Origin of the sequence: Pseudorhizobium halotolerans, from assembly GCF_902153235.2 — a bacterium.
Classification (GTDB): domain Bacteria; phylum Pseudomonadota; class Alphaproteobacteria; order Rhizobiales; family Rhizobiaceae; genus Neorhizobium; species Neorhizobium flavum.
Genome location: NZ_CABFWE030000008.1, coordinates 99,946 through 116,525, shown reverse-complemented (window position 1 = coordinate 116,525; position 16,580 = coordinate 99,946). Strand labels below are relative to the sequence as shown.

At 63.5% G+C, this 16,580-nt stretch carries 18 protein-coding genes and 1 pseudogene; 4 read left to right on the top strand and 15 right to left on the bottom strand.

What is annotated here, in order from left to right:
- Positions 1–18: 18 nt before the first annotated feature.
- Positions 19–207: a hypothetical protein gene (locus FN060_RS14640; RefSeq protein WP_244665817.1), complete on the bottom strand. Its 189-nt coding sequence runs from the start codon at positions 205–207 to the stop codon at positions 19–21.
- 479 nt (positions 208–686) lie between these two features.
- Between FN060_RS14640 and FN060_RS14635 the strand changes: the two genes are divergently transcribed.
- Positions 687–1,703: a DUF2336 domain-containing protein gene (locus tag FN060_RS14635; protein ID WP_183949923.1), complete on the top strand. Its 1,017-nt coding sequence runs from the start codon at positions 687–689 to the stop codon at positions 1,701–1,703.
- 4 nt (positions 1,704–1,707) lie between these two features.
- On the opposite strand, the gene FN060_RS14630 is transcribed toward FN060_RS14635, so the two are convergent.
- The 3 genes from FN060_RS14630 to FN060_RS14620 are packed head-to-tail and all read right to left on the bottom strand — an operon-like array spanning position 1,708 to position 4,574.
- Positions 1,708–2,055, bottom strand: coding sequence for a DUF1491 family protein (locus FN060_RS14630; RefSeq protein WP_142588744.1), 348 nt, complete (start codon positions 2,053–2,055; stop codon positions 1,708–1,710).
- A gap of 55 nt (positions 2,056–2,110) precedes the next feature.
- Entirely contained in the window at positions 2,111–3,082 is a 972-nt protein-coding gene (locus FN060_RS14625) for a peptidoglycan-binding domain-containing protein (RefSeq protein WP_142588743.1), read from the bottom strand.
- Complete coding sequence (locus tag FN060_RS14620) at positions 3,051–4,574, bottom strand: sensor histidine kinase (RefSeq protein WP_142588874.1); 1,524 nt, start codon at positions 4,572–4,574, stop codon at positions 3,051–3,053. The genes FN060_RS14625 and FN060_RS14620 overlap by 32 nt, the downstream gene beginning before the upstream one ends.
- A 488-nt stretch (positions 4,575–5,062) precedes the next feature.
- On the opposite strand from FN060_RS14620, the gene FN060_RS14615 reads away from it, so the two are divergent.
- Positions 5,063–5,491: a DUF5330 domain-containing protein gene (locus FN060_RS14615; protein ID WP_142588742.1), complete on the top strand. Its 429-nt coding sequence runs from the start codon at positions 5,063–5,065 to the stop codon at positions 5,489–5,491.
- Positions 5,492–5,674: 183 nt separating this feature from the next.
- Positions 5,675–6,097, top strand: a complete 423-nt coding sequence (locus FN060_RS14610) for a SufE family protein (RefSeq protein ID WP_052641854.1) — start codon at positions 5,675–5,677, stop codon at positions 6,095–6,097.
- Positions 6,098–6,100: 3 nt separating this feature from the next.
- Here FN060_RS14610 and FN060_RS14605 read toward each other — a convergent pair whose 3' ends face one another.
- The 10 genes and pseudogenes from FN060_RS14605 to FN060_RS14560 all read right to left on the bottom strand — a co-directional run bounded on the left by FN060_RS14605 (position 6,101) and on the right by FN060_RS14560 (position 14,598).
- Positions 6,101–6,901, bottom strand: a complete 801-nt coding sequence (locus FN060_RS14605) for a DUF6456 domain-containing protein (RefSeq protein ID WP_142588741.1) — start codon at positions 6,899–6,901, stop codon at positions 6,101–6,103.
- Entirely contained in the window at positions 6,891–7,310 is a 420-nt protein-coding gene (locus FN060_RS14600) for a helix-turn-helix domain-containing protein (RefSeq protein WP_142588740.1), read from the bottom strand. The genes FN060_RS14605 and FN060_RS14600 overlap by 11 nt, the downstream gene beginning before the upstream one ends.
- A 220-nt stretch (positions 7,311–7,530) precedes the next feature.
- A complete protein-coding gene (locus FN060_RS14595; RefSeq protein WP_142588739.1) occupies positions 7,531–7,959 on the bottom strand; it encodes a Ros/MucR family transcriptional regulator in 429 nt (142 codons plus the stop codon).
- Between the two features lie 388 nt (positions 7,960–8,347).
- Entirely contained in the window at positions 8,348–8,692 is a 345-nt protein-coding gene (mnhG, locus tag FN060_RS14590; RefSeq protein WP_172973615.1) for a monovalent cation/H(+) antiporter subunit G, read from the bottom strand.
- Positions 8,693–9,087: 395 nt separating this feature from the next.
- Positions 9,088–9,357, bottom strand: a pseudogene (locus FN060_RS14585) (cation:proton antiporter); the annotation flags it as partial.
- Positions 9,357–9,830 carry a Na+/H+ antiporter subunit E gene (locus FN060_RS14580; RefSeq protein WP_142588737.1) on the bottom strand — a complete coding sequence of 158 codons (474 nt, stop codon included), beginning with the start codon at positions 9,828–9,830 and terminating at the stop codon, positions 9,357–9,359. The pseudogene FN060_RS14585 and the gene FN060_RS14580, both read right to left, overlap by 1 nt.
- Positions 9,827–11,413: a Na+/H+ antiporter subunit D gene (locus tag FN060_RS14575; RefSeq protein WP_142588736.1), complete on the bottom strand. Its 1,587-nt coding sequence runs from the start codon at positions 11,411–11,413 to the stop codon at positions 9,827–9,829. The genes FN060_RS14580 and FN060_RS14575 overlap by 4 nt, the downstream gene beginning before the upstream one ends.
- A gap of 16 nt (positions 11,414–11,429) precedes the next feature.
- Complete coding sequence (locus FN060_RS14570; RefSeq protein ID WP_052637534.1) at positions 11,430–11,807, bottom strand: Na+/H+ antiporter subunit C; 378 nt, start codon at positions 11,805–11,807, stop codon at positions 11,430–11,432.
- On the bottom strand, positions 11,807–12,226 hold the full coding sequence (locus FN060_RS14565; protein ID WP_077547707.1) for a Na+/H+ antiporter subunit B: 420 nt from the start codon (positions 12,224–12,226) through the stop codon (positions 11,807–11,809). The genes FN060_RS14570 and FN060_RS14565 overlap by 1 nt, the downstream gene beginning before the upstream one ends.
- Positions 12,223–14,598: a putative monovalent cation/H+ antiporter subunit A gene (locus FN060_RS14560; protein ID WP_142588735.1), complete on the bottom strand. Its 2,376-nt coding sequence runs from the start codon at positions 14,596–14,598 to the stop codon at positions 12,223–12,225. Before FN060_RS14560 ends, FN060_RS14565 begins: the two co-directional genes overlap by 4 nt.
- A 165-nt stretch (positions 14,599–14,763) precedes the next feature.
- Here FN060_RS14560 and msrB point away from each other — a divergent pair, with 165 nt between their 5' ends.
- Positions 14,764–15,174, top strand: coding sequence for a peptide-methionine (R)-S-oxide reductase MsrB (gene msrB / locus FN060_RS14555; protein WP_142588734.1), 411 nt, complete (start codon positions 14,764–14,766; stop codon positions 15,172–15,174).
- 103 nt (positions 15,175–15,277) lie between these two features.
- Here the strand turns inward: msrB and FN060_RS14550 are convergent, their stop codons facing one another.
- Complete coding sequence (locus FN060_RS14550; RefSeq protein WP_142588733.1) at positions 15,278–16,321, bottom strand: class I SAM-dependent methyltransferase; 1,044 nt, start codon at positions 16,319–16,321, stop codon at positions 15,278–15,280.
- Positions 16,322–16,580: the final 259 nt, after the last annotated feature.

Sequence of the window (16,580 nt, the reverse complement as noted above, 5' to 3'; positions counted from 1 at the left end):
ATCCTCCAAGGCCGAGGGTCAGGTCTGGCCCTGCTCCAGAACCATCAGAGCGCCAAGCGAGGGAGGAGCCTGTTCCAGCCTCTCGTAGCGAATGCCGGTAAACAGAAGCAGCCTGCCGGAGACCACTTCGTCCGCCTTGCCGATGCGGATCTCCGCGCGCCTCGGCTGCCGGTCGCGCCAATTCTGCAATATCACTATTTCTGCCATGCTCGTCTCCTGACAATTCGAGACGGATGAAAGACGGTCCAGCTTCACCCTGCCTCACAAGAGGCCGACGCATCCCTCCAAGCGGGCATCTGCGCCTTTCTCGCCGATGCGCACAACGCGCCACCGACACTCAACCACGACCCGCAGCCGCTCCCGGACTTGCCGAGCGTGCTCTTTCTGCTGCGAACAGGTCCATTCAGCCGATTCTGGGTAAACCATTCGTTAATGCTAATAAAGCTTCACGGCGCTACCGCCGACTTGCGAGCGTGAAAGGCCGGCAGCGTGGCAAAATGCTCACACCTTCAATTCTGAGGAGAGACGTGCCGGCCCGGCACAGATTCACCCGCCATTAACCGTGGCCAGTTACCGTTCGGTTTACCATGACGGTCCGGTATGCCTGGAGCGAGGGCGAGTGCCCGGCGCCGGGACGTCACCGGAGTTTCTGCCGCGACAGTGTATTGCGTAACGTGAGTGTGGCCGTGACGGACCAGTTTCGAGATCTTGAAAGGCCCTCTGCCATGCGCAGGAAGGATGTGGTTCTGATGGCCACGGTAACCAGTTTCGAGGCCTTGCCGCATCCATCGCGAAACGAGCTGAGACAGTTCGCAGAACTGTTCGTGCCGCTGTTCTCGGCTTCCAGCGAGGAGGCAAGGCGCCAGGCTGTCGCCGCCCTTTCCAGGTCCCCTACCCTGCCGCCTACGGTCGTCTTCTTCATTGCCAGCCAGCCGATCGCGATCGCGGCGCCTTTCCTTGCTTCGTCCCCCTGCCTCGACGACGATACGCTGATTGCGGTCGCCCGCACGCAGGGTGCGGCCCATGTGCGAGCCATCGTGCGCCGCGAGAACCTTTCCCCCAAGGTGATCGATGCGCTGGTGAGCCTGCGACAGGATCGACCGGCGGCACCGCCCGGCGCAACCGCCGAGGTCGAGGATGCGCCCTCGCCTTCCGCCGCTGCCGCCCATGAGGCGGAGCGTCGCTGGCGCGAAGAGGAATTGCGCCAGCGCATCAAGGCGCTCGCCAACCACGTGCATCGCAGCGACGACGATCGGCTCGGCCTGAGGACGCTGAGCCCGGTCCAGGAGGCGCTGCTGGTGCGGTTCGCCCGCAGCCGCGACGGCGGCATGTTTGCCAGCGTCCTGGCCGACAGCCTGTCCACCAGCCGCTGGCTCGCCGAGCGCATCCTTCTCGACATTTCCGGCCAGCAGCTGGCCACGACGCTCAAGGCACTGGGTATGGAGCGGACCGACGCGCTGCTTGTGCTGGAGCGCTTCTACCCGCATCTCGCCAATCCGGTGAACGCCACTCCGCGTGGCGAATTCCTGTGGAACGCACTCGATGCGGACGAGTGCGGCCGCCGCGTCGAGGCATGGCGGCGTGCAGACGGCTACACGGCCCGGGAGAGCGAGTTTGCCACCCCGGCGCAACAGGATGCACCGGCAAACCAGTCGGGCAGCCGGCCGCTGCGGTCAAGGACGGTGCTGCGCCGCCAGGCGTGACCGTTCAGCCCGCGTCGACGACGGCGAACAGACCGTTGATGTCGTCCGCTTCCAGTTCCACCACCCAGAGATCGCTATCGAAGCGCCTCTCGCCGCTCAGATGCTCGGCGATGCGGGCGGGCTCCTGCCGCTCCAGCCGCTTCTCGAAGCGTCGCTCCGTGGCATCGCCGGGATCTTCGAAGACGTTCTGTGGCGCCGGAGCATAAAGCGTTTCCGTGCCGTCCCGGAACCGCTGCCGGATGAAGACGGCGCCAGCTGCTTCCGCCCCCTTGTGCTCGATCGCCGCAAAGCCGCCCGCCGAAAAGACGCGGCGCATCAGCGCGGAGACGAAGATATCGGAACGGATACGCATGGGTTCTCTCCGGTTGATGGCCGAGAGCGGGACGAGCCTGGCCGCGCCACGGATTTCAGAGCGCGCCGATCGATTTCAGCTTCTTGAGCACCAGTTCGTTGGGCTCGCCCGTCTCCGGAAGCCGGTAATGCTTCTCGAAACGGCGGATCGCCGCCTTGGTCTGGGCACCGGCAACGCCATCGACGGTGATGTCGGTATAGGCGATGTTCGACAGGCCGCGCTGGATCTGCACCACAAGGTCCCCGGATGCCGGAATGGCCGCGGCCATTTCGCCGGCGGATGACGGGCGGGGCGATGCGGAAGCGGCACTGCCGCGGCCCTGTTCTGCCGCACGGATCGCGGCGGCGACGGGATCCTCGATGGTGAGGCTCACATCCTCACGCGGCCGCATCTTGGGGACGGCAACCACCTCCGGTGACGAAGGCTCGGCCGAGGCCGTCATGATCTCTGCCGCGGGCTGGGGTGCTGCGCTAAGTGCCGCAAGCAGGGCAGGCGTGGCCTCGCCGGTCTGCGGCAGGCCCTCGGCCTCCTCGAAGAAGAGGATGGCCGCCGTCGTCTGCGGACCGACAAGCCCGTCATCGGCCCCCTGATAGAGTCCGCGGCGGGTGAGCTGGCGCTGCACCTCGGCCACGAGCTCGCGTGGCGGGCCGGCGGTCGCCGCAGGGGCCTCCACCGGAGAGACTGGTTGCGGCAATGCGTGGGTCGCGCCGGTTGCCTCGTCGCGGGCGATGCGGAAGGTGGTCATGTCCTGCGGTGGGACCGGGCGCGCGGGGCGATAGCCGGCAATGCCGTTCGGATCTTCCGGATCACGGGTCGCGAGGAAAGGCGAGGGATGGCTTGAGGGCTGATACCATAGGGCGTTTGCTGCCACGAAGCCGAAGACTACGGCAAAGCCGGAGACGCCAAGGACCACGCGCGGATGACGCGCCGCCATCCGCCCCGTTGCCTGGAAAAGCCGGGACAGGATACCTGGTTCCTGGGCCTTCTTCTTCCTGTCAGGCGATTTTCGCTTTCGCGGCGTCGTCATTCTCTATGTCCTGTACGTCCTTCATGGCCGGTCGGGTGGCATTGCGCAGGCGTGGGGGAAACTCCACGGACGAAGCCTCTCCCGCCTCGCCGGGCGCGCCGATCCCACGGCCGTCTGCGGGAAGCGTGACGGTGACCACGGTCCCCTCGCCGGCCGTGCTCCTGATATGTAGCCGTCCGCCGTGCAATGCAACAAGTCCCTTCACCAGCGCGAGCCCAAGCCCCGTTCCCTCGTATTCGCGCGTAAAGCCATCCTGGACCTGCATGAAGGGCCGGCCGAGAAGCTCCAGCTTTTCGGCCGGAATGCCGATGCCTGTGTCGCTGACGGTGAGGACGAAGTCGCTGCCCGACTGCGCGGCATCAATGGTGACGATCCCGCCGTCGCCCGTAAACTTGATGGCGTTGCCGGCAAGGTTGATCAGTATCTGCTTGACGGCCCGGCGGTCGGCGACGACATCGCCGAGCCCCTTTGCGGTGCGCGCGGTCAGGGTGACGCCCTTGCCCCTTGCCTGCAGGTCGAGCATGGCGCGGCAGGACTCCACCACATCGGCGACACCGAACGGCTCCGCCAGGAGCTCGTAATGACCTGCCTCGATCTTGCTCATGTCGAGCATGGTGTTGACGAGCGACAGGAGATGGGCGCCGGACTGGCGGATCAGGCCCACATATTCCTTCTGGCGGTCGTTCTCCAGCCGGCCGAAATATTCGCCGGCCAGCACATCCGAGAAGCCGAGGATGGCATTGAGCGGCGTGCGCAGTTCGTGGCTGACGGCGGCGAGGAAGCGCGACTTCGCCTCATGGGCGGAGTGTGCCTCCGAGACACGCTCGGCAGCCTCGCGGCGCAGGGCTTCGTCGGCCGAGATGTCGCGCAGTTGTGCAAAGATTGCGGAAAGCTCGCCATCCGGCTGACGCAAGGCCGTCAACTCGAGGCCGAGGTGCAGGAACTGCCGCCCTTCCGAAGCGCAGTAGAGGCCCTGGACCCGAACCGAGGCGGAAGCCGCATCGGCACCCTGGCGAAGCGTGTCGAGGGCATGGATGAGAGCGATGCGATCGGAAACGTGGACGAGTTCGGCAAGGCGCTGGCCGCAGGATTCCTGCAGGACCGGCGGAAAACCCACTCGGTCGCGGCCACCGCATTTCGTCACCATGCCGCGGGCGTCGAGCATCAGCGACAGGCCCGGGCAGGCATCGAAGACGAGCGTGTCGGCGCTTGCGAGGCTATCGGCGACGGCCGGCGCGCGGGCGGAGGCGAAGGTTGCAGCGACGAGCGCGAGGAAGACGGCGACGACCAGGGTGGCGCCGACCGGAAGGGCGAGCGAAGCAGGCAGAACGAGCGTAAGCGCGATCGGGGCAGCAAGGGCCGCCGCGACGGCGCAAAGAAGCATTATGCGCAAGAGGGCGACGTCACGGGCGCGGTTTTCCTGTGGCTGCCCGAGGCTTTCCAGCCAGCGGGCGGCGGTCCGATCGATCTCCGCGACCGCCTTTCCAGCCATTTCAGCAACTGTGCGCACGCAATACCCTGACGCCGTTTGATACCGCCCGACATTACCGCCCGCCGGCTTAAGGAAAGTATAAAAGCAGGGGCCGCCAGCCACCCCGAAAGCCCCCGGTTTCCCGTTTTGACACGCCTCGGGCGAGCCTTTTCCGCTCGTGGTTAACGGGGCGTAAGCGGCGGATTTGCTTGCATTTTCCCTATCGCGTTAAGAATTGGGGCAAGCACGGGCGGAGAAAGCACAGGGAACTCCGCCGAAGCGCCGCAATTATGCTTAACGGTGGACAGCAGGATTTGCGACGAATGCTGCCGACTGCCACCCGAACGGGAGAAAAGATCGCATTTTAGATAAATACCGCGAAAATTTGCCGACCGGCGTCAAAGGCGGATTTGCTTCTCGCGACTAGGTTGGCGTCAAGACCGGGAACGACCCGGCGGCCCCAAAGGCATTCAAGGGCATTTGGGCATTCACGGGTGGTGGACAGGGAAATGTGGTTTCTGATCAAGACCGGTTTGACATTTGCGATGGTGCTGGTGGGGCTCTCCTACTTCAGCGGCCGCCCGGTTGCCGAGGTGAGCGGCAGCCAGCAGATCGAGATGCAGGATGCCGTCAGTGCCGCCGCGCAGGCTTATCAGTATCTAAGCGCCATCTGCATCGAGAAGCCGCAGGTCTGCGAAAAGGGCGCCGAATCGATCGCCGTTCTCGGCCAGCGCGCCAAGGAAGGCGCTCGCGTTGCCTTCGAATTGCTGGACAAGCAGTTTGCCGACGATACGCCGGCGGTGGCTGAGGTCGCAAACCCGCAGCCCATGCCGGAAAAGCCCTTGACGACCGCCTCCACCCGCCCTCTCCCGGCCGAGACCGCTGTGGCGCCGGCCACCACAGTCCCGCTCCCCATGAAGCGACCGGCGCAGAACTGACCCGGCTACCGCCTTCGAATTCACCTCTTGCGCCGGAGACCATTGTCCGGGTCCCGGCGTCGGACTGCCTGCCCGACTTCAGCCTTTGCTGAGCCGTGAGGTTTTCGCCTCACGGCCTTTTTTCTGTTCACCCCGGCGCCGATCCTTCCTATATGCGTGGCTAAGACAAGGATGGAGCACTCCATGGCGACGCTCGAGCAGATCATCGACGACTTTGCCTTCCTCGACGAATGGGAGGATCGCTACCGCTACGTGATCGAACTGGGCAAGGCCCTGCCGGAACTGCCGGAGGAGAAGCGCACGGCCCAGAACAAGGTCCAGGGCTGCGCCAGCCAGGTCTGGCTCGTCAGCCATCCGGAAGATGGCAGCGCCGATCCCGTCCTCACCTTCGAAGGCGATTCCGACGCCCATATCGTGCGCGGGCTGGTGGCGATCGTCCTCGCCGTCTATTCCGGCAAGCACGCCTCGGAGATCGCCCGGACCGACGCGATCGAGATCTTCGATCGCATCGGTCTCGTGGAGCATCTTTCGTCGCAGCGCGCCAACGGCCTGCGCTCGATGGTCAAGCGCATCCGCGACGAGGCGCGACTGAAGGCGGCGGCCTGAGGCTCATGGTTGGGAGAGCGGCGGGCGATAGCCTTCGGTTCCCCAATGGTGGCTATTGCGGCGCTGCGGCGCCGGCGGCGCATAGTGGCGAGCAAGCGCCAGCAGTGCCGTCCGCAGCATCAGCTTGGCCGAACGCGCCGGCCACTGCCGCTCCCGCTCGACCGTCTCGAGACCCTTCTCGAAGCAGCAGACATCGACGGCGACGCCGGAAAGCTCCGGTCCTATCGCTTCGACGGCGCGGAAGAAACGCTGGCGGGCAGCGATGGCGCTATCGGCCAGTACCGCCTGTCCGCCGGCCTGACCCTTGCCGCGACTGGAAAGCCGCGGCTCCCATGTGGCTGTGACGCGTGGGCGCAGCTGCGCCCGGTGGAAGTCCGACAGAAGCCGCTCGCCCGCCTCCCGCGCCTCTTCGGGAAAGAAGTCCTGTCCGGTCCTGTCCTTGAGGCGCGCCAGCAGCGACAGAGGGGATTCCGCGAGGTTTCGTCGCGCGGACTGTCGTTGGCCTTCATAGTCCACGGACACGTCGACCTCGATCCGGTGCTGCCCTGCGAAGGTATCTTCGGGCAGGAGGGCGCGCCGCAGGAAGGCGGCGGTCGCGCCGGTTGCGGCCAGTCCCCCGGCGCCTTTGACCAGCAGGCCACGACGCTCGATCCGCGCTATAAGGGCGGCGGGAAAGGCACCTGGAAGGTCGGCAAGGTGAAGCGTGCCACCGTCACCGGTGCTGAACTCGCAGGGGCCGCGCAGGAGGCGGCGAAGCAGGCGCTGCAGGTCGCGCATCTCGCTCTTGGTCCACTCATCCGTCATGGGCGGCAACCTCCAGCGTGCCGAAGACCGCAACGACGATGCGCTCGATGGCGGAGATGAAATCGTCGAAGACCGGGTCATCGCGGCGATCCTCGACCACATGGCAGGCGTGGCGCACCGTGGTGCGGTCGCGGCCGAAAGCATCGCCGATATCCGTCTGCGATATCCTTAGCGCGACATGGCAGACATACATGGCGATCTGCCGGACGTGGCAGGCGAGCCGACGACGGTCGCGGCGGACCAGGACACGGTCGCCGAACAGGAGGACCATCTCTCCCACCACCTGCCTGACGATGCGGCACGTGGTCCTGAGCGGGAGCGAGTGGATGCGGTGCGGAGGCCAGCGCACCTCCATGGGAGGCAGGGGCGGACCGGAAGCACCGGACTGGAAAGTTCTTTCGGATGACATGACAACTCCTCAAATAGGAATTTATTCATACATCCTTGGGTGCAAAGGGGGATAAGGAAAATGAGGCTTTAGCGCGCCTGCAGCTGATTTCCCATCACATTTCACCGCTTCCGCCAAACATGATGTGAATTTCTTCCTTCCTCTATCCCCGCTTGCCCCAAAAAGGAAAGGGTCGGAAGCAATGCTTCCGACCCTTTAGGTCTCAGTATGGCAGTCGCGCTTACTTGCCGCGCTTGCGGCGCTGTCCGAGCCCCATCTGCTTGGCGAGACGGGAACGGGCTTCCGCATAGGCGGGCGCCACCATCGGATAATCGGCCGGGAGACCCCACTTCTCGCGATACTCGTCGGGCGTCATGTTGTAGTGGGTCATCAGGTGCCGCTTCAGAGACTTGAACTTCTGTCCGTCCTCCAGACAGATGAGGTAATCCTCCTCGATCGACTTCTTGATCGGCACGGGCGGCTTCGGCTTCTCCGGGACCGCAACCACGGGCGTCGGACTCGACGTATTGTTGAGCGCCGCATGGACGTCGGAAATGAGGTGGCTCAATTCGCCTACCGGAACCACATGATTGCTAACATAAGCCGCGACGATATCCGCCGTCAGTTCGACCAGGAGACTATCTCCCTTGATCGGTGCCACATCTGTCATTTGGACGTCTCCTGTCTTTTCTTATCGTTGTCGTGACGCGTCCAAAGCAAACCGCGCCACAGTACATTATGGACATCGCCAGAGGTGAGACATCGCAAGATGTCCGCTCGCTTGCGGCCCGCACCGCAATAAAGCCTCATCGCATTGCAGGAAGATGAAATCCGGAGGGGAACCTTTGCAATAAAGGAATGCCTCGTCTCCGAATCGGGACATGCATCTTCATGCAAGCAATCACACTTGGCAGATACTGCCGTAGCACCAAGTAAATGGAAATTCAAAGAATGAAGTTCAAGCCGCAGCAATATTTTCCGATTTTACCGCGGACTGACCTGATATGTGAGCTTTTGTCACATCGGATTTGCAATAAATCAAAAGAAAATGGCTAGTATTAAATTTCTCCCCGGCCTTTGTTCATGTCATCTCGTACTGAGATACCTGAGAGGGGATAGCCCGTCTCATGGGCGGCCTTGGCGAGAAGATGCGCAGAGACCGGGGCGGTGAGGACAAAGAAGAAGAAGCCGGCGAAGGAGCGCGCGAGAATGGCGAGATCGGCGGCATGGATCCCGACGGCGATCAGCATCAGCGCCGATCCGACCGTGCCGGCCTTCGACGCCGCGTGCATGCGGGAATAGAGATCCGGGAACCGGTTGAGACCGAGGGCAGCCGCGAGGACGAAGACGGCGCCGACGAGGATCAGTGCCGCAGTGACGAGCGCAAACAGGATGTCCATCACGGTGTGTCCTTCTTTGCCGGCCTGGCGGGTTTGGTGGGATTGGTTGCCGTAAGGGGCTTCGTGGCCTTGGCCGGGCCCGCAGCCGCCTCCGCGGCGCCAGCAGCCTTGCCCGCTGCCTTGGCCTTGGCGATCTTCACCTTTGCGGCGCTGGCCTTGGTCGCATCCGCCTTGCGGGTGGCAGGCTTGGCCGGCGCTCCTGCCGGGCTTGCATCGGCAACCACGGGCACGAGGCCGACTTCGGCCTGCTCTGGAGCAGTGCCTGGAGCTGTAGCGGAGGCCCGCCGGTCCTTGGCGCGGCTCTTCACCGCGGCAGGCTTTGACGCGTCCTGCGTCGCAGGCTTCAGCTCCGACTCCACCGGCTCGGGAGGAGAACCGTCCTCCCCTCCCCGGCGCTTTCGCGACAGGATGAAGCGGGCAAAGGCGACGGTTGCCAGGAAGCCGACCAGGCCGAGCGAGATGGCGATGTCGATATAGAGCGTGAAACCGGTGCGGATCGCAATCAGCGCGATGAAGCCCATGACGATGCCGACCAGCATGTCGAGCGCGATGACCCTGTCGGGCAGGGTCGGGCCCTTGATGACGCGCCAGACGGTCAACAGGAAGGAAGCACCGAGGACGAGGAGGCCGACATGGACGGCGAATTGGGTGATGGTGTCGGCCGCCATCAGCGGAAGGCCTCCAGGATCTTGCGTTCAAAACCATCCGCGATGTCACGACGCGCACCATCCGGATCGGAGCAATCGAGCGCGTGCACGTAGAGGACCTTGCTGTCGGCGGAGACGTCGACCGAAAGCGTGCCGGGCGTCAGCGTTATGAGGTTTGCCAGGAGCGTGATCTCGAAATCCCGGTCGACCGTCAACGGGAAGGCGAATATGCCCGGTTTCAGATCAAGTCTCGGGCGAAAGGCCATGATCGCGACCCGGATGGCGGACATCGCCAGTTCCTTCAGGAAAAGGCGAAGCAGAGACAGGATGCGGCGAACGCGCAGCCAGTATTGCGGCCCGCCCATCTCGCCACGCACGATCCATAGCGCGATCGTCGCGATAAAGAAGCCGAACACCAGGTTGACGAGGGTAGCGCTACCGGTGATCGCCACCCAGATGACCGCGAAGAGGACGTTGAAGATATAGGTCGTCATTCGACACCTCCTGCCGGAAAGACCGACTGGATATAGGCGGCCGGATCGGCAAGGCTCAAGGCGGCCGCCTGGGACAGCCGTACCGGCACTTCCGGAAACAGGCCGAAGAAGACGAGAAGGAGGACGAGCCCCGCAAGCGGCCCGGAGCGCTCCCACGCCCCCGCAGCGAGCGGCGCGGCGACGGCGGCCGCGGGCTCGGCTGCATCACCGCCCGGTCGCGGCCGCCAGAAAGCGAGCAGGAAGACGCGGCCGAGCGCCAGCGTGATCAGGAACGCGGAGACGAGGATCGCGGCCGAGAGCCACCAGGCGCCGATGTCGAGCGCCGCCTTCAAGAGCACGATCTTCGGCCAGAGTCCCGAAAAAGGCGGTAGGCCGGCCGTCGCAAAGAAGATGACAAAGGCGCCCGCAGCCACCCACGGCGCCTGGCGATAGATCCCGCCAAGCGTCTGGAGGGACCAGGAACCGCCGATGCGGGCAGCTTCGCCGACCATGAGATAGAGCGCTGTCATCGCGACGATTGAGTGGAGGGCATAGAGGATGGCGCCACTTGTGCCGGCCGTGCCGCCGATCGCGATGCCGGCCATCACGTTGCCGATGCCGGCTATCACTGCAAAGCCGGCCATGCGCCTAAGGTCGTTCTGCGCCAGCGCGCCGAGCGCGCCGATGACCATGGTAAGCGCAGCCGAGACGGCGATGACGAAGCTCAACTCCTCCCGCTGCAGCGGAAAGAGCATGACCATGACCCGCATAAGCGCGTAGACGCCTACCTTGGTAAGGAGGCCGCCAAACAGCGCCGCGACGACGATGCGCGGCGTGTGGTAGGAGGCAGGAAGCCAGAAGTTCACCGGGAAGGCGGCAGCCTTCATGGCGAAGGCAAGGATGAACAGCGCGCTCAGTGTCATGAGCGGGGCAGTGTCCGCATGCGCGCTCGCCTGGCGGGCAATGTCGGCCATGTTGAGGGTGCCGAAGATGGCGTAGAGATAGCCGACCGAAATCAGGAAAAGCGTCGTGCCGATGAGATTGAGAATGGCATACTTCAGCGCGCCATCGATCTGCTCACGCTCCGATCCCAGGATCAGCAGGCCGAAGGAGGAGATCAGCAGCACCTCGAACCAGACATAGAGGTTGAAGATGTCGCCGGTCAGGAATGCGCCGGTCACGCCGGCCATCAGCAGCATCAGGAACGGGAAGAAGCCGTAGCGGCGGCCGGTCGTGTTGATGTCGCGCAGGGCATAGATGCCGGCGGCGAGCGCCACGAGCGCGGACGCAAGCGCCAGGAGTGCGCCCAAGAGATCGGCAGTGAAGGAGATGCCGAAGGGAGGCAGCCAGCGGCCGGCGGTCATGGTGAAGGGCCCGTCATGGGCGACGCGCCAGAGCAGAAGGCTGTCGAGCACGACGAGCGCCACCAGGCCGGGAATGGCGATCCAGCCATGCAGATGCACCCTGTGGCGGACCATGACGAGGATGGCGCCAAGCGCGATCATCAGGCCTATGGGGGCGATCACCAGCCAATCGGCAATAGGCGTCGGCGCCATCACCATGGCTGCGGACAGATCGATAGGGGCGGAAGTGGTTGCGGCCATCCGTCAGTGTGTCCTGTCAGTAACCGAGCGGCGGAACGGGTTCGTTCTGCGGCTCGGCAAGCCGCATCTCGTCGGTATTGTCGGTGCCGAGTTCCTGATAGCCGCGATAGGTCAGCACGAGCAGGAAGGCGAAGAAGGAGAATGAGATGACGATTGCCGTCAGGATCAGGGCCTGCGGCAACGGGTTGGCGGCACCGGCCGGCAGGACGTCCATGCCGCCCGGGATGATCGGCGGCACTTCGCGCGTCAGGCGACCGGCGGTAAAGAGCAAGAGGTTGACCCCATTGCCGAGGATGGCGATGCCCAGCAGGATTCGAACGCTGTGCTTGGAGAGCATCAGGTAGACGGCGGCGCCGAAGAAGACGCCGATCAGAATCGAGAAGATCGCTTCCATCAATCCGTCTCCCTTTCCTCAAGCGCGAGCGCGATCGAGGAAATCGCGCCGAGAACCACGAAGTAGACACCGATGTCGAAGGAGATCACGGTGGCGAGCGCCAGTTCCACGCCGAAGAAGCTCGGATAGATCCACAAGCCGGTCATGAAGGGCGCGCCGACGAAAAGCGACAGGAAGCCGGACAGCGTGGCGATAAGCAGGCCGAAGCCGGCAATGGCCAGGGGATGGAAACGGATGGCTCGTCGGACAGCCGACACACCATAGGCGATGCCGTATATTGCAAGCGCCGAAACGGCGATCAGGCCACCGATGAAGCCGCCGCCCGGTTCATTATGGCCGCGCAGGAGCACGAACACGGAAAAGACCAGCATCAGGGCCGTGATCGGCGGGGCGACGGTGCGCAGGATGAGTGTATTCATCGGGCGGACTCCTTCACCGGAGCCTCGACACGGGTATCGGCCGTGTCGGGGAGCGGATTGCGCAGGCGGACGCGGATGAGGGCGAGTACGGCGAGGCCGGTGATCATCACCACCGAGATCTCGCCCAGCGTGTCGGTGCCGCGGAAGTCGACGATGATGACGTTCACGACATTGGCGCCGTGAGCGATAACCTTCGAATAGGCGTTGAAGAACTCGGTCAGCGCCGCATTGAACGGCAGCTGGGTGGACTTCATCAGCAGAAGGGCGAAGCCGAGACCGCAGGCGACGGCGATCACAGTGTCGAACAGGAGTTGCCCGAGCGGACGGTGGTCGCGGGGCGACAGCCGAAGCCGGGTCATGACCAGTGCAAGGATGACGACCGACAGCGTTTCCACCATGAACTGCGTGAAGGAAAGGTCGGCCGCACCGAACAGCAGGAAGATCACCGCAACGGCGAAGCCCTGAATGCCGAGGGAGACGATCGCGGTCAGGCGGTCGCTGGCCCGCAGCACCGCGACGAGTCCGATCACCGCCAGCACGAAGAACGCCCATTCGTGGAAAAGGACATCGGACGGCCATTGCGGCATGTCCGGCAGTTCACCGTAGACGAACGGCGGGACGAGCAGCGTTAATGCCAGCAGGATGAAGGTAACGGTGATGTAAATCTCCAGGCGGCCTGGCTGCACGACGCGGGTCACCGCGACCGAAGTGCGCACGAGACCGGAGACGAAGTGGTCGAAGCCGCGATCGGGACCGCTGCCGATGGCCGCCAGCACCCGAACCATGAGGTCGCGAGCCTGGTCGAGCTTGAGATAGACGAGGACACCGAGGGCAACGGTGACGATCGAGAGCAGCAGCGGCATGCCGATGTGCGGGATCGTAGTGATCTCGACGAGGGTCGGCTCGCCGGCGACGGCGCTTGCCATGGGCGTCGAAACGAAGCGATGGGTTACGCCGGAGAGGATGCCGGCAAGCAGCCCGAGCGCCGCCAGCACAGCAGGACCGATCCACATCAGCGGAGGACCTTCATGCGCGTGCTTGGGCGTTTCGAGATGGGGTCCGAGGAAGGGCTTCAGCGCAACGGCGAAGCCGACGACGAACATCAGTGCATTGCCGAGGACTGCCACCAGTGTGAAGAGGATGGAGCGCAGATCGCCGCTGGCGAGCGCGTAGTAGATTTCCTCCTTGGCGAGAAAGCCGAGAAAGAGCGGCAGGCCACCCATGGAGAGCGCCGCAAGCAATGCCGCGGCGAAGGTGATCGGCATGTCGCCACGCAGGCCGCCAAGCTTCGTCACGTCGCGCGTGCCGGATTCATGGTCGACGAGGCCGGCGACCATGAAGAGCGCGCCCTTGAAGAGTGAGTGGGCGACGAGATAGAGTACGGCCGCTTCCACCGCATGCGGCGTGCCGAAGCCGGTCAGCATGACGAGCAGGCCGAGAGAGGCCATGGTCGTATAGGCCAGCATCAGCTTCAGGTCTGTCTGACGGATTGCAAGCAGCGTACCGGCAATCAGGGTGACGCCGCCGAAGAAGGGCAGCAGGATTTCCCAGGCCGGAGTGCCGCCCATGACCGGGTTCAGCCGCATCAAGAGATAGACGCCTGCCTTCACCATGGTGGCGGAATGCAGGTAGGCGGAAACCGGCGTCGGTGCCTCCATGGCATTGGGAAGCCAGAAATGGAACGGGAACTGCGCCGACTTGGTGAAAGCGCCGCCGAGAAGCAGGAGCAGCGCCGCGAGATAGAAAGGACTGTTGCGCAGCGTGTCGTCGACATTGACGAGCAGCGAGAGCTGCGTCACGCCGGTCATGTTCCACAGGAAGATGAGGCCGACCAGCAGCGACAGCCCGCCGAGACCCGTCACCACCAGCGCCTGCAGCGCCGAGCGGCGCGCAGCCTCCCGCTCGTGACCGAAGCCGATCAGCAGGAAGGACGTGATCGAGGTGAGCTCCCAGTAGACGAAGAGCATCAGGAAGCTGTCGGAGACGACGAGCCCGAGCATCGCTCCCATGAAGAGCAGGATGAAGCAGATGAAGCGCCCCTGCTGCGGATGGCCCTTCATGTAGCCGCCTGAATAGAGCACGATCAGGGTGCCGATGCCGGTGATCAGCAGCGCAAAGGTCAGCGAAAGACCGTCGAGGAACCACGAGAAGGACAGGTTGAGGCTCGGCACCCAGGCATAGCCGCCGGTCACCACGCCGCCAGCGGCGATCTCGGGCAGGAAGGTCAGGAAGTGGAGGAAGGCGAAGAACGGCGCCAGCGCCAGGACCCAGGAGGCTGCATGGCCAAGCCGGCCGACCGCAGACGGCGCAAGGATGGCGGCCAGAAATGGCAGCATAAGACAAAAGAACGTCAATGCCGTTGTCTCGGCCATTTCGTCTCCCGTTTTTTTTGCGGATCGCCCCCCAGCGGACGTAAGCCCCACACCACTTAGGACAAAGAATCCGCTGCCTCAAGCCATTAACGGTCAACCCACAAATAGTTGAGGCTTTTCGGAAGGCGGCGCGCAACCTATCTTTAGTCGAAGAAAGGTTCTCGCATGACAGACACCAGCACTCCCCGCATCCAGAAGACCGAGGCCGAATGGCGCGAACAGCTGACGCCGGAACAGTATCGCATCCTTCGCGAACACGGCACCGAACGCGCCTTCACCGGACCCTATTGGGACAGCACGGAAAAGGGCCTCTACCGCTGCGCGGCCTGCGACGAGCCGCTGTTCGTGTCCGACACCAAGTTCGATGCCGGCTGCGGCTGGCCAAGCTATTTCGAGCCGGTAAAGCCGGGGGCGGTGACGGAACACCGGGACATGTCATACGGAATGGTCCGCACTGAGGTGCGCTGCGCCAATTGCGGCGGGCACCTGGGCCACGTCTTCCCCGACGGCCCGCCACCGACCGGCCTGCGCTACTGCATCAACGGCCATTCGATGGTGTTCGAGCCGATCGAATAGCGGCAGGCGGGGCAGCCCCGCCTCCTCAGGATCCCGCAGCTCGCCCGGCCGGATGATGCGCAGAGTGCTCAGACAGGAAACGCTTAAGAAGGCTTGCCTGTCTTCACGCCTTCTTCCGGATGGTGCTGTAGATGATGTTGCGATTGGTGCCGAACCAGACATCGATGTCGACGGATGCTGTATCCGTGCTTGCGCTGGCGACCCTCCACATGTCCTGCTCCGACCGCTGCAAGAGTTCCCAGTTCATGTAGGATTCCATGTAGCCGTCGTCGGCCATTTCATCGGAGAAGTTGGCGAAAAGGAAGACGCCACCGGGTTTGAGCATATCCATGCAGACCTCGGTCAGGCGAATGGCGACCTTGTCGGACAGGTAATCGTACAAGCCTGCTGCATAGATCAGGTCGAACGTGCCCAGCCGATATTTCTTGCCAAGCAGGCCACGCACGGACCCGTCGACGGGTTCGATGCAGGTGTCCGGGAACTGGCCCGCGATCGTGGCTATGCTCAGCGGGTCCTGATCGAGTGCGACCCATCGCTTGATGGCGCCCTCACCTAACGCCTGCGACCTCTCCGCTTCCCGCAGATGGCCCGCCGCGATGGTCAGGATCTCGGTTCCCGGCCCTGTCCGCGCAGCAGTCTCGTCCACGTAGCGCGTCAGGATGTCCCGCCTTTCCCGAACGGCTACGGGGCCGGGTGCGTTGATGGTGTATTCGAAGATGCTCAATCCCTGAGGCGTGGATTTCGCCACCTCGTCGGCAACGTCCGGATGGCCATAGATGAAGTCGATGAGGCTGGCATCCCCGGAATATCCGCGCGGCTTGTCATAGGACCAGCGGGTGAAAGGGCACTGCTGCATGATCCTTGCAGAAGGATGGGCCTGAATGATCGGAATGAGCTTCTGCCAGACGACCGGGCCAGACTTGTGCCGCAGCTCATGCATCTGCGTGATCAACCACTTGACCGCGTCCGGTAAATTCCTGCCGGCCTCGAACCTCTGCATCGCAATGCTGATGATCAACGCAAACTCGGCCTCGGCGGCGAGCAGCCGATCCGCGTCGTCATCTTTCTGTTCTACAGGGATTTGTCTGCTGACGGACTGTGGGGTGATCAGGCTCTCGCCATCGAGAGAAAACAAAGGCTGGGCCACACGCACCTCATTGATTAACCGATAATGAATCCGATTCTTAAAATCTGCAGTATTTTCAGGGACGTCAAGCTTAGAAGCATCATCTTCAACCGGCGCCCTCAAGAAGTTTAGAAACCGTTAAGCCCTTTTGCGCATAATCGCGCCCAGGCCGCGTCTAGGAGACCGATCATGGTTGCCTTCATGAATGTCTGAGGCAACTAACCTTCTCATTGCGAGCCAAGGGTGTGCATCAGGCGCAGCCGAACCATATTGGGTAAAC

What these genes read in the sequence shown, in the direction of transcription:
- FN060_RS14640 (WP_244665817.1), bottom strand. Translation starts at nt 207, where the DNA reads ATGGCAGAAATAGTGATATTGCAGAATTGGCGCGACCGGCAGCCGAGG.
- FN060_RS14630 (WP_142588744.1), bottom strand. Translation starts at nt 2,055, where the DNA reads ATGCGTATCCGTTCCGATATCTTCGTCTCCGCGCTGATGCGCCGCGTC.
- FN060_RS14625 (WP_142588743.1), bottom strand. Translation starts at nt 3,082, where the DNA reads ATGACGACGCCGCGAAAGCGAAAATCGCCTGACAGGAAGAAGAAGGCC.
- FN060_RS14620 (WP_142588874.1), bottom strand. Translation starts at nt 4,574, where the DNA reads ATGGCTGGAAAGGCGGTCGCGGAGATCGATCGGACCGCCGCCCGCTGG.
- FN060_RS14615 (WP_142588742.1), top strand. Translation starts at nt 5,063, where the DNA reads ATGTGGTTTCTGATCAAGACCGGTTTGACATTTGCGATGGTGCTGGTG.
- FN060_RS14610 (WP_052641854.1), top strand. Translation starts at nt 5,675, where the DNA reads ATGGCGACGCTCGAGCAGATCATCGACGACTTTGCCTTCCTCGACGAA.
- FN060_RS14605 (WP_142588741.1), bottom strand. Translation starts at nt 6,901, where the DNA reads ATGACGGATGAGTGGACCAAGAGCGAGATGCGCGACCTGCAGCGCCTG.
- FN060_RS14600 (WP_142588740.1), bottom strand. Translation starts at nt 7,310, where the DNA reads ATGTCATCCGAAAGAACTTTCCAGTCCGGTGCTTCCGGTCCGCCCCTG.
- FN060_RS14595 (WP_142588739.1), bottom strand. Translation starts at nt 7,959, where the DNA reads ATGACAGATGTGGCACCGATCAAGGGAGATAGTCTCCTGGTCGAACTG.
- FN060_RS14580 (WP_142588737.1), bottom strand. Translation starts at nt 9,830, where the DNA reads ATGACGACCTATATCTTCAACGTCCTCTTCGCGGTCATCTGGGTGGCG.
- FN060_RS14575 (WP_142588736.1), bottom strand. Translation starts at nt 11,413, where the DNA reads ATGGCCGCAACCACTTCCGCCCCTATCGATCTGTCCGCAGCCATGGTG.
- FN060_RS14570 (WP_052637534.1), bottom strand. Translation starts at nt 11,807, where the DNA reads ATGGAAGCGATCTTCTCGATTCTGATCGGCGTCTTCTTCGGCGCCGCC.
- FN060_RS14565 (WP_077547707.1), bottom strand. Translation starts at nt 12,226, where the DNA reads ATGAATACACTCATCCTGCGCACCGTCGCCCCGCCGATCACGGCCCTG.
- FN060_RS14560 (WP_142588735.1), bottom strand. Translation starts at nt 14,598, where the DNA reads ATGGCCGAGACAACGGCATTGACGTTCTTTTGTCTTATGCTGCCATTT.
- msrB (WP_142588734.1), top strand. Translation starts at nt 14,764, where the DNA reads ATGACAGACACCAGCACTCCCCGCATCCAGAAGACCGAGGCCGAATGG.